Here is a 12957-nt window from a genome sequence, read left to right on the forward strand (position 1 = left end):
TCGGAGTAAAAGCCGACCGTCGGCATGTGAATAAGCTATGTGGATAACTGCACTTCAGCTCTTTGCATAACCCGGGCCGAAAATTTGTGGATAACCTCGCTGTGGATAACCATCGATTCCGTGCACAGGTTTTCCGATAGCGCAGCACAGGGCAATCACCGCTTGTGGACAACCTTATGATTCTCTGTACATCAGGTAAAACAAGGGCTTGATCAGGTTATCCACAGACAGGTCGCTCCCTAGCTCTTATAAGCTTTACAGAAAAGCTTTAAATACTTTCCTTCTTTATTTTTATGTCTAAGCCAGTCTGCACGTGACGCGCCCATCCGTCAGACCTTACCTATCCATATAAGAGGCACTTGCACGAAAAGCTGGTTGGAAATTGACCTGCGGGCTTGCTTTCTCTAGAATCCCCGCTCTCTTAAAACGGGGTCATTCCGGCCCGTTGTGGACGAACCAGGTAACACACCATGAAACGTACTTTCCAACCGAGCACCATCAAGCGCGCCCGCACCCACGGTTTCCGTGCTCGCATGGCTACCAAAAACGGCCGTGCAGTTCTGTCGCGTCGTCGCGCCAAAGGCCGTAAGCGTCTGGCAGTTTGATTTTTCGGCACAGGTGGTGAGTCGAGACTTCAGTCGGGAAAAGCGTCTGCTGACCCCCCGACATTTCAAGGCAGTCTTTGACTCCCCAACCGGCAAGGTTCCGGGGAAGAATCTCCTGCTCCTTGTGCGCGAGAACGAGCTGGACCATGCCCGTCTGGGTCTGGTAATCGGCAAAAAGAGCGTCAAGCTCTCCGTTCAGCGCAATCGTCTGAAACGCCTGATGCGCGAATCATTCCGCCTTCACCAGGACACTCTGGTTGGCTGGGATATCGTGGTTGTCGCGCGTAAAGGCTTGGGTGACATTGAAAACCCCGAATTGATTCAGCATTTCGGCAAGCTCTGGAAACGTCTGGCGCGTAGCCGACCAACCAAAGAAGTCAAAACCGAAACTGCGGGGGTAGACAGTCCAGATGCGTAAACTGGCGCTCGTTTCGATCCAGTTTTACCGCTACGCCATTAGTCCTCTGATGGCCAGTCACTGTCGTTTCTACCCCAGTTGCTCCTGCTACGCGTACGAAGCCATAGAAAATCATGGCCTGGTACGCGGCGGCTGGCTGACATTACGTCGCTTAGGTCGCTGTCATCCGTGGAATCCCGGTGGTTTCGACCCGGTTCCACCAGTCCCTACCTCCCGTTCCTCTTCGATGGCCGAGTAATCATGGATATCAAACGCACAATCCTGATCGTCGCCCTGGCAATCGTGACCTATGTCGGTGTCCTGAAATGGAACCAGGACTATGGTCAGGCTGCCCTGCCGACTCAGAATGTTGCCGCCACTACCAACACGTCCGCACTTCCTGACGCTCCACAAGGTTCGACTGCCGCCAATGCAGACGTGCCGAGCGCCACTGGCGAAGCTGCTGCACCTGTCGAAACACCGGCAGCGGTCAGCAAAGACCTCATCCAGGTGAAGACCGACGTACTGAACGTGGAAATCGACCCGGTCGGCGGTGATGTGGTGCAGCTGCGTCTGCCTTTGTATCCACGTCGTCAGGACCATCCGGAGATTCCGTTCCAACTGTTCGACAACGGTGGTGAGCGTACTTTCCTTGCCCAGAGCGGCCTGACCGGCATCAACGGTCCGGATGCCCGCGGCACCGGCCGTCCTGTCTACGCGACCGCGCAGAAAAGTTATCAACTGGCCGACGGTCAGAACGATCTGGTCGTCGATCTGAAATTCAGCGATGCCGGCGTCAACTACATCAAGCGCTTCACCTTCAAGCGCGGCCTGTATGACCTGACCGTCAGCTACCTGATCGACAACCAGAGCGCCCAGGCCTGGAACGGCAACCTGTTTGCTCAGCTCAAGCGCGATGCCAGTGCCGACCCGTCGTCGACCACTGCGACCGGCACTGCGACCTACCTGGGCGCAGCCATGTGGACACCTTCGGAGCCTTACAAAAAGGTTTCCATGAAGGACATCGACAAAGGCTCGCTGAAAGACACCGTTCAAGGTGGCTGGGTAGCGTGGCTGCAGCACTATTTCGTGACCGCGTGGATTCCGAACAAGGCTGACAGCAACACTGTCACCACCCGCAAGGACAGCGCCGGCAACTACATCATCGGTTTCACCGGTCCTGCACTGACCATTGCACCGGGTGCCAAGGCGGAAACCACCACGACGCTGTACGCCGGTCCGAAGAGCCAGGCCGTACTGAAAGAGTTGTCCCCAGGCCTGGAACTGACCGTCGACTACGGCATTCTGTGGTTCATTGCCCAGCCGATCTTCTGGCTGCTGCAACATATCCACAGCATCGTCGGCAACTGGGGCTGGTCGATCATCTTCCTGACCATGCTGATCAAAGGCCTGTTCTTCCCGCTGTCGGCTGCCAGCTACAAGTCTATGGCGCGGATGCGTGCCGTGGCTCCGCGCCTGGCTGCACTGAAAGAACAACACGGCGATGACCGTCAGAAGCTGTCGCAGTCGATGATGGAGCTGTACAAGAAAGAGAAGATCAACCCGCTGGGTGGATGCTTGCCGATTCTGGTGCAGATGCCGGTGTTCCTGTCGCTGTACTGGGTACTCCTGGAAAGCGTGGAAATGCGTCAGGCCCCATGGCTGCTGTGGATTACCGACCTGTCGATCAAGGATCCGTTCTTCATCCTGCCGATCATCATGGGCGCGACCATGTTCATCCAGCAGCGTCTGAACCCGGCGCCACCGGATCCGATGCAGGCCAAGGTGATGAAGCTGATGCCGATCATCTTCACCTTCTTCTTCCTGTGGTTCCCTGCAGGTCTGGTGCTGTACTGGGTTGTGAACAACACCCTGTCCATCGCCCAACAGTGGTACATCACCCGCAGCATCGAGGCGAAGACCAAGAAAGCCGCTGCCTGATCTACCCTGTGAACAAGTCCTTCAGAACGCCCCCTCGTGGGGCGTTTTGCTATCTGTCAGTTTATTCAGGAGCCGGACCATGAACGTCCCTCGTGAAACCATCGCCGCCATCGCCACTGCCCAGGGCCGTGGTGGCGTCGGCATTGTGCGTATCTCCGGCCCGCTGGCAGGTGCTGCCGCTCAGGCCATCATCGGTAAGCAACCACAGCCCCGGCATGCCCATTACGGGCCGTTTCACGATGCCAAGGGCGACATCATCGACGAAGGCATCGCGCTGTATTTCCCCGGTCCGAACTCGTTCACCGGTGAAGACGTGCTCGAATTGCAGGGCCATGGTGGGCCAGTGGTTCTCGATATGCTGTTGCAGCGCTGTGTGCAACTCGGCAGCCGTCTGGCCCGGCCGGGCGAATTCAGCGAGCGTGCCTTCCTCAACGACAAGCTCGACCTGGCGCAGGCCGAAGCCATTGCCGACCTGATCGAGGCCAGTTCCGAGCAGGCTGCACGCAATGCGCTGCGCTCGCTGCAGGGAGCCTTCTCCCGCCGTGTGGATAACCTCACGGAAAAACTGATCAGCCTGCGTATCTACGTGGAGGCTGCCATCGACTTCCCCGAGGAAGAAATCGACTTTCTTGCCGATGGCCACGTCCTCAGGTTACTCGACGAGGTTCGTGAGCAGTTATCCACCGTCTTGCGCGAGGCCAATCAGGGCGCATTGCTGCGTGACGGCATGACCGTGGTGATCGCCGGTCGTCCGAATGCCGGCAAATCGAGCCTGCTCAACGCTCTGGCAGGCCGGGAAGCGGCAATTGTCACCGAGATCGCCGGGACGACCCGGGATGTCCTGCGCGAACATATCCACATCGATGGCATGCCACTGCACGTGGTGGATACCGCCGGGTTGCGCGATACCGACGACACGGTGGAAAAGATTGGTGTCGAACGGGCGTTGAAAGCCATTGGCGAGGCGGATCGCGTACTGCTGGTAGTGGACGCCACGGCCCCGGAAGCCGTCGATCCGTTTGCCCTGTGGCCAGAGTTTCTGGAACAGCGGCCAGACCCTTCGCGAGTCACCCTGATCCGCAACAAGGTTGATCTCAGTGGCGACGCAGAGCGGCTTGAACTCAGCGATGACGGCCACGTCACGTTGAGCCTCAGCGCCAGGAGCGGGGGAGAAGGGCTTGAGTTGCTACGTGAGCACCTGAAGGCCTGCATGGGTTATCAACAGACCGCCGAGAGCAGCTTCAGCGCCCGTCGGCGCCATATCGAGGCGCTGCAAAAGGCTGGCGTATCCCTGGAACACGGGCGATCGCAATTGACCCTGGCCGGTGCTGGCGAGTTGTTGGCCGAGGATCTGCGACTGGCGCAACAGGCATTGGGTGAAATCACCGGTGCATTCAGCTCCGACGACCTGCTCGGGCGCATCTTCTCCAGCTTCTGCATCGGCAAATAGCGTTCGCGTTGCCCACAGGCAGGTCACTTCTCTCCGACCTGCCTGATCTCTCATTCCCCTCAGATATCCACTGCTTTCCTGGCTGACCTGTCCGGAAGGCTTCGCGCCGTCCGTTTTTTCTTCTGTTCTCGCATTTTCTTCAGCGCAGGAGCTCTGTGCATAACTGCCACTCAGCTCAGTAGATAAGTGGGCTTCTACGGTGAGGATAAACCCGCTTGTGGACAACCTGCCATTTAATCCACAGGCTTAAAGGTGTTATCCAAGGGCCTCCCGGGCACATGAACACAGAGTTATGAATCGCTGTACATGTTGATAAATATGGGCTGTGGAACTTTATCCACAGAAAGGTGGTTCACCATACATAAACATAAAAACAAAGATTTTATAAATTTCCTTCTTTTTAGTTTCTTTTGCCGCCACTCATCCACAGCTGGTTAAATTTTGCGCAAAAGGTTTCTTTCAGAGGGGCGAAGTCCCTATACTTGCCGCCAATTTCCTATTCCCCCCGAAAAACAGGCACGAGGTGCGTGGTGGATTTCCCTTCCCGTTTTGAAGTGATCGTCATCGGCGGCGGTCATGCCGGTACCGAGGCAGCACTGGCGTCTGCACGCATGGGTGTAAAAACCCTGCTGTTGACGCACAACGTGGAAACCCTCGGGCAGATGAGTTGCAACCCCGCCATTGGTGGCATTGGTAAAAGCCATCTGGTCAAAGAGATCGATGCGCTCGGCGGTGCCATGGCAACGGCTACCGATCTGGGTGGCATCCAGTTCCGCGTGCTCAACAGCCGCAAAGGTCCGGCCGTGCGGGCAACCCGCGCCCAGGCCGACCGCATTCTCTATAAGGCGGCGATCCGCGAGATCCTCGAAAACCAGCCGAACCTGTGGATATTTCAGCAGTCCTGCGACGATCTGATCGTCGAGCAGGATCAGGTCCGTGGCGTGGTCACGCAGATGGGTCTGCGTTTCTTCGCCGACTCCGTGGTATTGACCACCGGCACCTTCCTCGGCGGACTTATCCACATCGGTCTGCAGAACTATTCCGGCGGTCGTGCCGGCGATCCTCCATCGATTGCCCTGGCACGTCGTCTGCGAGAATTACCGCTGCGGGTCGGTCGCCTGAAAACCGGTACGCCACCACGCATCGATGGCCGGTCTGTGGATTTCTCGGTGATGACCGAGCAACCGGGCGATACGCCGATTCCGGTGATGTCGTTCCTGGGTTCGAAAGAACAGCATCCGCGTCAGGTCAGCTGCTGGATTACCCACACCAACGCGCGGACCCACGAAATCATCGCCGCCAACCTCGACCGTTCGCCGATGTACTCCGATGCCGGCGAGATCGAAGGCATCGGCCCGCGCTATTGCCCGTCGATCGAAGACAAGATCCATCGCTTCGCCGACAAGGAAAGCCATCAGGTGTTCATCGAGCCGGAAGGCCTGACCACCCATGAGCTTTACCCGAACGGGATTTCGACCTCGCTGCCATTCGACGTGCAGTTGCAGATCGTGCGTTCGATCCGTGGCATGGAAAACGCCCATATCGTGCGGCCGGGTTACGCCATCGAGTACGACTACTTCGATCCGCGCGACCTGAAGTACAGCCTGGAAACCAAGGTCATCGGCGGTCTGTTCTTCGCTGGCCAGATCAACGGCACCACAGGCTATGAAGAAGCTGGCGCACAAGGTCTGCTTGCCGGCACCAACGCCGCGCTGCGTGCGCAGGGCAAGGACAGCTGGTGCCCGCGTCGCGACGAAGCCTACATCGGCGTACTGGTCGACGACCTGATCACCCTGGGCACCCAGGAGCCGTACCGGATGTTCACATCCCGTGCCGAATACCGTCTGATCCTGCGTGAAGACAACGCCGACCTGCGCCTGACCGAAAAAGGTCGCGAGCTGGGTCTGGTCGATGACGCACGTTGGGCAGCCTTCTGCGCCAAGCGTGAAGGGATCGAGCGCGAGGAGCAGCGCCTGAAATCCACCTGGATCCGTCCGGGTACCGAGCAGGGCGATGCGGTGTCCGCGCATTTCGGCACGCCGCTGACCCACGAATACAATCTGCTCAATCTGCTGAGCCGTCCGGAAGTGGACTACGCCAACCTGATCGCGCTGACCGGAGAGGGATCGATCGATCCACAGGTCGCCGAGCAGGTCGAGATCAAGACCAAGTACGCCGGTTACATCGACCGTCAACAGGATGAGATCGCCCGCCTGCGTGCCAGCGAAAACATCAAGCTGCCGGACGACATCGACTACAGTGCGATCTCCGGTCTGTCGAAAGAGATTCAGGGCAAGCTGGGGACAACTCGCCCGGAAACCCTGGGGCAGGCCTCGCGCATTCCGGGTGTGACCCCCGCAGCGATTTCCCTGTTGATGATTCATTTGAAAAAACGCGGCGCGGGCCGTCAGTTGGAGCAAAGCGCTTGAGTTCTATGGTCACCCCGCAACACGCAGAAGAACTGACCCTCGGTGCCCGCGAGCTGGGCATCGACCTGAGCGAGACCCAGCACAGCCGGTTGCTGGCTTACCTCGCACTGCTGATCAAATGGAACAAGGCCTACAACCTGACCGCCGTGCGCGATCCGGATGAAATGGTCTCGCGTCATCTGCTCGACAGCCTGAGCGTCGTGCCGTTCATCGATGGCGAACGGCAACTGGATGTTGGCAGCGGCGGCGGCATGCCCGGCATTCCGCTGGCGATCATGTTTCCACAGCTGAAAGTCACGTTGCTGGACAGCAACGGCAAGAAGACCCGTTTTCTTACCCAGGTCAAACTCGAGCTCAAACTCGACAACCTGGAAGTTATCCACAGTCGTGCCGAAGCGTATCAACCCGAGTTGCCGTTTACCGGGATCATCTCCCGTGCCTTCAGCAGTCTGGAAGACTTCACCCAGTGGACTCGTCACATGGGCGATGAGCGGACACGCTGGCTGGCAATGAAAGGTCTGCATCCTGCAGACGAACTGGTAGCATTGCCCGCAGATTTTCATCTGGAAAGCGCGCAAGCCTTGGCCGTACCCGGTTGCCAAGGCCAACGGCATCTGCTGATACTGCGCCGCACGGCATGACAGGGAACACACGCAAGAATGGCTAAGGTATTCGCGATCGCGAACCAAAAAGGTGGTGTGGGTAAAACCACCACCTGCATCAACCTCGCAGCATCGCTGGTCGCCACCAAGCGACGGGTGCTGCTGATCGACCTCGATCCACAAGGCAACGCCACCATGGGTAGCGGTGTGGATAAGCATGGGCTGGAGCATTCGGTCTACGACCTGCTGATCGGCGAATGCGATCTGAATCAGGCCATGCACTTTTCCGAGCACGGCGGTTATCAACTGCTGCCGGCTAACCGCGACCTGACCGCGGCGGAAGTGGTCCTGCTGGAAATGCAGATGAAAGAAGCGCGCCTGCGTACTGCGCTGGCGCCGATTCGCGAGAACTACGATTACATCCTGATCGACTGTCCGCCGTCGCTGTCGATGCTGACCCTCAACGCCCTGGTTGCCGCCGACGGTGTGATTATCCCCATGCAGTGCGAATACTACGCACTGGAAGGTCTGAGCGACCTTGTGGATAACATTAAGCGCATCGGCGAGCTGCTCAACCCTGAGCTCAAGATCGAAGGTCTGCTGCGCACCATGTACGACCCGCGTCTGAGCCTGATCAACGATGTTTCGGCGCAGCTCAAGGAACACTTCGGCGATCAGCTGTATGACACCGTGATCCCGCGCAACATCCGTCTGGCCGAAGCACCGAGCTTCGGCATGCCGGCGCTGGCCTACGACAAATCCTCCCGCGGTGCCCTGGCCTACCTGACCCTGGCCGGCGAGATGGTCCGTCGCCAGCGTCGCGTCGCCCGCGCTGCAGCCCAGCCCACTTAAGGAAGCCCCATGGCCGTCAAGAAACGAGGACTCGGACGTGGGCTGGACGCACTGCTGAGCAGCCCCACCGTCGCCGCACTGGAAGAGCAGGCCGTTCAGGCCGACCAGCGCGAACTGCAACACCTGCCGCTGGACCTGATCCAGCGCGGCAAATACCAGCCTCGCCGGGACATGGACCCGCAGGCACTGGAAGAGCTGGCCAATTCGATCAAGGCCCAGGGTGTGATGCAGCCGATCGTGGTGCGCCCGATCGCTGACAATCGCTACGAGATCATCGCCGGCGAACGTCGCTGGCGCGCCAGCCAGCAGGCCGGCGTCGAGACCATCCCGGCGATGGTCCGCGATGTACCGGACGAAGCCGCCATTGCCATGGCGCTGATCGAGAACATCCAGCGTGAAGACCTCAACCCCATCGAAGAGGCCATCGCTCTGCAGCGTCTGCAGAACGAATTCCAGCTGACCCAGCAGCAGGTCGCCGAGGCTGTGGGCAAGTCGCGTGTCAGCGTGGCCAACCTGCTGCGCCTGATCGCGCTGCCTGATGTGATCAAGACCATGCTGTCCCATGGCGATCTGGAAATGGGCCACGCCCGTGCATTGCTCGGATTGCCTGAAGAGCAACAGATTGAAGGGGCGCGACATGTTGTCGCACGCGGTCTGACCGTGCGCCAGACTGAAGCACTGGTTCGCCAGTGGCTCAGTGGCAAACCGGAGGCTGCGGCACCGGTCAAGGCCGACCCGGATATCACCCGTCTGGAACAGCGTCTGGCCGAGCGGCTGGGCTCTGCCGTGCAGATCCGCCACGGTCAGAAGGGTAAAGGCCAGTTGGTGATCCGTTACAACTCGCTCGACGAGTTGCAAGGGGTCCTCGCCCACATCCGTTGAAACATATGCGCTGTAGCGTGTAGTCGGAAATCACTACCCGGCAGTTGAATAGGGGCTGAACCGCCCCTATACTCTGCGCGCATTTTGTCGGCACAAAGTATGCCAAGTTATTGATTTTGGCCGCCGGCGCACGAGGAGCCCAATGTGATGGAAACACGCACGCCAAACCGCTTGCCGTTCCATCGCCTGGCGGTTTTTCCGGTTTTGTTGGCTCAACTGATTTTCCTGCTACTGGCAGCGGTGACGCTTTGGCAGTGGCATGGTGTCGTAGCTGGATATTCCGGTCTTTGCGGAGGCCTGATAGCGTGGCTGCCCAATTTGTACTTTGCCCATAAGGCGTTCCGGTTTTCCGGGGCCCGGGCCGCTCAAGCCATCGTTCGGTCGTTCTACGCCGGCGAGGCGGGCAAACTGATTTTTACGGCAGTGCTTTTCGCACTGACCTTTGCAGGCGTGAAACCGCTGGCTCCGCTGGCGGTTTTCGGCGTGTTCATGCTGACCCAATTGGTCAGCTGGTTCGCACCCCTGCTGATGAAAACAAGACTTTCGAGACCTTAGGGCGTTTGAGGGAAACATGGCAGAGCAGACAGCTTCGGGCTATATCCAGCACCACTTGCAGAACTTGACCTTCGGTCATTTGCCTGACGGCACTTGGGGCTTCGCGCATTCCGCGGCCGAAGCAAAGGAAATGGGCTTTTGGGCTTTCCACCTCGACACACTCGGTTGGTCGGTGGCGCTGGGCCTGATTTTCGTCCTGTTTTTCCGTATGGCCGCCAAAAAAGCGACTTCCGGTCAGCCGGGCGCCCTGCAGAACTTCGTTGAAGTGCTGGTCGAATTCGTCGACGGCAGCGTCAAGGACAGCTTCCATGGCCGCAGCGCCGTGATCGCTCCACTGGCACTGACCATCTTCGCCTGGGTCTTCCTGATGAACGCCGTCGACCTGATTCCGGTCGACTGGATTCCTCAACTGGCCGTCATGATCACCGGTGACCACCACATCCCGTTCCGCGCCGTGTCGACCACCGACCCGAACGCTACGCTGGGCATGGCGCTGTCGGTCTTCGCTCTGATCATCTTCTACAGCATCAAGATCAAAGGCATTGGCGGCTTCCTGGGCGAACTGACCCTGCATCCGTTCAGCAGCAAGAACATTGCTGTCCAGGTGCTGTTGATTCCTGTGAACTTCCTGCTTGAATTCGTGACGCTGGTCGCCAAACCGATTTCTCTGGCGCTGCGTCTGTTCGGCAACATGTACGCCGGTGAACTGGTGTTCATCCTGATCGCGGTCATGTTCGGCAGCGGTCTGCTCTGGCTCAGCGGCCTGGGCGTGGTGTTGCAGTGGGCGTGGGCCGTGTTCCACATCCTGATCATCACCCTGCAAGCGTTCATCTTCATGATGCTGACCATCGTCTACCTGTCGATGGCTCACGAAGATAACCATTAAGACCCGCTTCGCGAGTCTTGTGATCCCCTCGCTGCGGTGAGGGGGTGCCCGCAAGGGCTTGATGTAACAAACGATTTTGCTTTACCGCTTTAATCTAAGAAAACCTAACCAATACGACGTAAAAGTCGGGAGGAAAGATGGAAACTGTAGTTGGTCTAACTGCTATCGCTGTTGCACTGCTGATCGGCCTGGGCGCACTGGGTACTGCAATCGGTTTCGGCCTGCTGGGCGGTAAGTTCCTGGAAGGCGCTGCGCGTCAACCAGAAATGGTTCCAATGCTGCAAGTCAAGATGTTCATCGTGGCTGGTCTGCTCGACGCCGTAACCATGATCGGTGTTGGTATCGCTCTGTTCTTCACTTTTGCGAACCCCTTCGTTGGTCAACTCGCTGGCTGATCGCTCGAATTTTCGAGTTGATTGGTGTGATGGACAACGAACGAGCGAGGTGTTGGCGTGAACATTAATGCAACCCTGATTGGCCAGTCCGTTGCGTTCTTCATCTTTGTGCTGTTCTGCATGAAGTTCGTGTGGCCTCCGGTCATCGCGGCTTTGCACGAACGTCAGAAGAAGATCGCGGATGGACTGGACGCTGCCACCCGTGCAGCTCGCGACCTGGAGCTGGCCCAAGATAAAGTGGGTCAGCAACTGCGCGAAGCGAAAGCCCAGGCAGCTGAAATCATCGAGCAAGCCAAGAAGCGCGGTACCCAGATTGTCGACGAAGCCCGTGAACAGGCTCGCGTCGATGCTGACCGCATCAAGGCACAGGCTCAGGCCGAGATCGAGCAGGAACTGAACGGCGTCAAAGACGCGCTGCGCGCCCAACTGGGCAGCCTGGCGGTCAACGGTGCCGAGAAGATCCTGGGTGCCACAATCGATCAAAACGCGCACGCGGAGCTGGTTGATAAACTGGCTGCAGAAATTTAAGCGAGGGCGATCATGGCAGAACTGACCACGTTGGCCCGACCTTACGCTAAGGCAGCCTTCGAGCATGCCCAGGCCCACCAGCAGCTGGCCAATTGGTCAGCCATGCTCGGCCTGGCTGCTGCGGTGTCGCAGGACGACACCATGCAGCGCCTGCTCAAGGCCCCGCGACTGACGAGCGCAGACAAGGCCGCCACTTTCATTGAAGTGTGCGGCGACAAGTTCGATGCCAAGGCACAGAATTTCATCCACGTCGTTGCTGAAAACGACCGTCTCCAGCTTCTGCCGGAGATCTCCGAACTGTTCGAGCTGTACAAGGCCGAGCAGGAAAAATCGGTAGATGTGGATGTCACCAGTGCTTTTGCATTGAACCAAGAACAGCAAGACAAACTCGCCAAGGTTCTCAGTGCACGGCTCGGCCGGGAAGTGCGCCTGCACGCTGCGGAGGATGCTGCCCTGATAGGTGGTGTCATCATCCGCGCCGGCGACCTGGTTATCGATGGCTCAGTTCGCGGCAAACTCGCGCAGCTGGCCGAAGCATTGAAATCTTGAGTTTGAAGGGGCAGCAGAGCAATGCAGCAACTCAATCCTTCCGAAATTAGTGAAATCATCAAGGGCCGCATCGAGAAACTCGATGTGTCCTCTCAAGCCCGTAACGAAGGCACCGTTGTCAGCGTGTCTGACGGTATCGTGCGGATTCACGGTCTGGCCGACGCTATGTACGGCGAAATGATCGAGTTCCCGGGCGGCGTCTACGGTATGGCACTGAACCTGGAGCAAGACTCCGTTGGTGCGGTGGTACTGGGCGCTTACACCACTCTGGCTGAAGGCATGAGTGCCAAGTGCACCGGCCGCATCCTGGAAGTTCCGGTTGGTAAGGAACTGCTGGGCCGCGTGGTCGACGCACTGGGTAACCCAGTCGACGGTAAAGGTCCGCTGAACAACACCGAGACCGATGCGGTCGAGAAAGTTGCTCCAGGCGTGATCTGGCGTAAGTCGGTAGACCAGCCTGTACAGACTGGCTACAAGGCTGTCGATGCCATGATCCCTGTCGGCCGTGGCCAGCGTGAGCTGATCATCGGTGACCGTCAGATCGGTAAGACCGCTCTGGCGATCGACGCGATCATCAACCAGAAAGACAGCGGTATTTTCTGCGTCTACGTCGCTGTTGGTCAGAAGCAATCGACCATCGCCAACGTGGTTCGCAAGCTGGAAGAAAACGGCGCCCTGGCCAACACCATCATCGTGGCTGCCAGTGCTTCCGAATCGCCTGCCCTGCAATTCCTGGCGCCATACGCCGGTTGCACCATGGGCGAATTCTTCCGCGACCGCGGTGAAGACGCGCTGATCGTTTATGACGATCTGTCCAAGCAGGCTGTGGCTTACCGCCAGATCTCCCTGCTGCTGCGTCGTCCACCAGGACGTGAAGCTTACCCAG

General features: G+C 58.4%; 14 protein-coding genes and 1 pseudogene. All 15 read left to right on the forward strand.

The genetic code is table 11. The features are described 5' to 3' along the window. The first annotated feature begins 470 nt into the window (after positions 1 to 470). Positions 471 to 605 (forward strand): 50S ribosomal protein L34, encoded by a 135-nt coding sequence (rpmH, locus tag ACIPL0_RS25955; protein WP_002551315.1) that lies wholly within the window; start codon positions 471 to 473, stop codon positions 603 to 605. Between the two features lie 13 nt (positions 606 to 618). Continuing rightward, the gene (gene rnpA / locus ACIPL0_RS25960) at positions 619 to 1023 is read left to right on the forward strand and encodes a ribonuclease P protein component (protein ID WP_400600994.1); all 405 of its coding nucleotides are present in this window, start codon (positions 619 to 621) and stop codon (positions 1021 to 1023) included. Continuing rightward, positions 1016 to 1261, forward strand: a complete 246-nt coding sequence (gene yidD, locus ACIPL0_RS25965) for a membrane protein insertion efficiency factor YidD (protein ID WP_400600797.1) — start codon at positions 1016 to 1018, stop codon at positions 1259 to 1261. The genes rnpA and yidD overlap by 8 nt, the downstream gene beginning before the upstream one ends. Positions 1262 to 1263: 2 nt before the next feature. Further along, a complete protein-coding gene (gene yidC, locus ACIPL0_RS25970) occupies positions 1264 to 2943 on the forward strand; it encodes a membrane protein insertase YidC (RefSeq protein WP_400600795.1) in 1680 nt (559 codons plus the stop codon). A 79-nt stretch (positions 2944 to 3022) separates the two neighbouring features. Continuing rightward, positions 3023 to 4393 carry a tRNA uridine-5-carboxymethylaminomethyl(34) synthesis GTPase MnmE gene (gene mnmE / locus ACIPL0_RS25975; RefSeq protein ID WP_400600793.1) on the forward strand — a complete coding sequence of 457 codons (1371 nt, stop codon included), beginning with the start codon at positions 3023 to 3025 and terminating at the stop codon, positions 4391 to 4393. A 530-nt stretch (positions 4394 to 4923) separates the two neighbouring features. Next, complete coding sequence (mnmG, locus tag ACIPL0_RS25980; RefSeq protein ID WP_400600791.1) at positions 4924 to 6822, forward strand: tRNA uridine-5-carboxymethylaminomethyl(34) synthesis enzyme MnmG; 1899 nt, start codon at positions 4924 to 4926, stop codon at positions 6820 to 6822. After that, positions 6819 to 7463, forward strand: a complete 645-nt coding sequence (gene rsmG, locus ACIPL0_RS25985; RefSeq protein ID WP_400600790.1) for a 16S rRNA (guanine(527)-N(7))-methyltransferase RsmG — start codon at positions 6819 to 6821, stop codon at positions 7461 to 7463. Before mnmG ends, rsmG begins: the two co-directional genes overlap by 4 nt. Before the next feature lie 18 nt (positions 7464 to 7481). After that, positions 7482 to 8276, forward strand: a complete 795-nt coding sequence (locus tag ACIPL0_RS25990; RefSeq protein WP_400600788.1) for a ParA family protein — start codon at positions 7482 to 7484, stop codon at positions 8274 to 8276. A gap of 9 nt (positions 8277 to 8285) precedes the next feature. Then, positions 8286 to 9158 (forward strand): ParB/RepB/Spo0J family partition protein, encoded by an 873-nt coding sequence (locus tag ACIPL0_RS25995; protein ID WP_400600786.1) that lies wholly within the window; start codon positions 8286 to 8288, stop codon positions 9156 to 9158. 147 nt (positions 9159 to 9305) lie between these two features. Then, complete coding sequence (locus ACIPL0_RS26000) at positions 9306 to 9713, forward strand: F0F1 ATP synthase subunit I (RefSeq protein WP_400600784.1); 408 nt, start codon at positions 9306 to 9308, stop codon at positions 9711 to 9713. Positions 9714 to 9729: 16 nt separating this feature from the next. After that, positions 9730 to 10599, forward strand: a complete 870-nt coding sequence (gene atpB / locus ACIPL0_RS26005) for a F0F1 ATP synthase subunit A (RefSeq protein WP_400600782.1) — start codon at positions 9730 to 9732, stop codon at positions 10597 to 10599. Positions 10600 to 10736: 137 nt separating this feature from the next. After that, positions 10737 to 10994, forward strand: coding sequence for a F0F1 ATP synthase subunit C (gene atpE / locus ACIPL0_RS26010; protein ID WP_002555987.1), 258 nt, complete (start codon positions 10737 to 10739; stop codon positions 10992 to 10994). A gap of 57 nt (positions 10995 to 11051) precedes the next feature. Next, a complete protein-coding gene (locus ACIPL0_RS26015) occupies positions 11052 to 11522 on the forward strand; it encodes a F0F1 ATP synthase subunit B (RefSeq protein ID WP_400600780.1) in 471 nt (156 codons plus the stop codon). Between the two features lie 12 nt (positions 11523 to 11534). Then, positions 11535 to 12071: a F0F1 ATP synthase subunit delta gene (locus ACIPL0_RS26020; protein ID WP_166593943.1), complete on the forward strand. Its 537-nt coding sequence runs from the start codon at positions 11535 to 11537 to the stop codon at positions 12069 to 12071. A gap of 21 nt (positions 12072 to 12092) precedes the next feature. Beyond that, a pseudogene (locus tag ACIPL0_RS26025) lies at positions 12093 to 12957 on the forward strand (F0F1 ATP synthase subunit alpha); the annotation flags it as partial.

The organism is Pseudomonas sp. NPDC090208, assembly GCF_044746785.1.
GTDB lineage: Bacteria > Pseudomonadota > Gammaproteobacteria > Pseudomonadales > Pseudomonadaceae > Aquipseudomonas.

Excerpts from the sequence above, each read along its gene's own strand:
- yidC (WP_400600795.1), top strand. The coding sequence starts at position 1,264 with ATGGATATCAAACGCACAATCCTGATCGTCGCCCTGGCAATCGTGACC.
- ACIPL0_RS26020 (WP_166593943.1), top strand. The coding sequence starts at position 11,535 with ATGGCAGAACTGACCACGTTGGCCCGACCTTACGCTAAGGCAGCCTTC.
- mnmE (WP_400600793.1), top strand. The coding sequence starts at position 3,023 with ATGAACGTCCCTCGTGAAACCATCGCCGCCATCGCCACTGCCCAGGGC.
- ACIPL0_RS26000 (WP_400600784.1), top strand. The coding sequence starts at position 9,306 with ATGGAAACACGCACGCCAAACCGCTTGCCGTTCCATCGCCTGGCGGTT.
- rpmH (WP_002551315.1), top strand. The coding sequence starts at position 471 with ATGAAACGTACTTTCCAACCGAGCACCATCAAGCGCGCCCGCACCCAC.
- atpB (WP_400600782.1), top strand. The coding sequence starts at position 9,730 with ATGGCAGAGCAGACAGCTTCGGGCTATATCCAGCACCACTTGCAGAAC.
- ACIPL0_RS25990 (WP_400600788.1), top strand. The coding sequence starts at position 7,482 with ATGGCTAAGGTATTCGCGATCGCGAACCAAAAAGGTGGTGTGGGTAAA.
- yidD (WP_400600797.1), top strand. The coding sequence starts at position 1,016 with ATGCGTAAACTGGCGCTCGTTTCGATCCAGTTTTACCGCTACGCCATT.
- atpE (WP_002555987.1), top strand. The coding sequence starts at position 10,737 with ATGGAAACTGTAGTTGGTCTAACTGCTATCGCTGTTGCACTGCTGATC.
- ACIPL0_RS25995 (WP_400600786.1), top strand. The coding sequence starts at position 8,286 with ATGGCCGTCAAGAAACGAGGACTCGGACGTGGGCTGGACGCACTGCTG.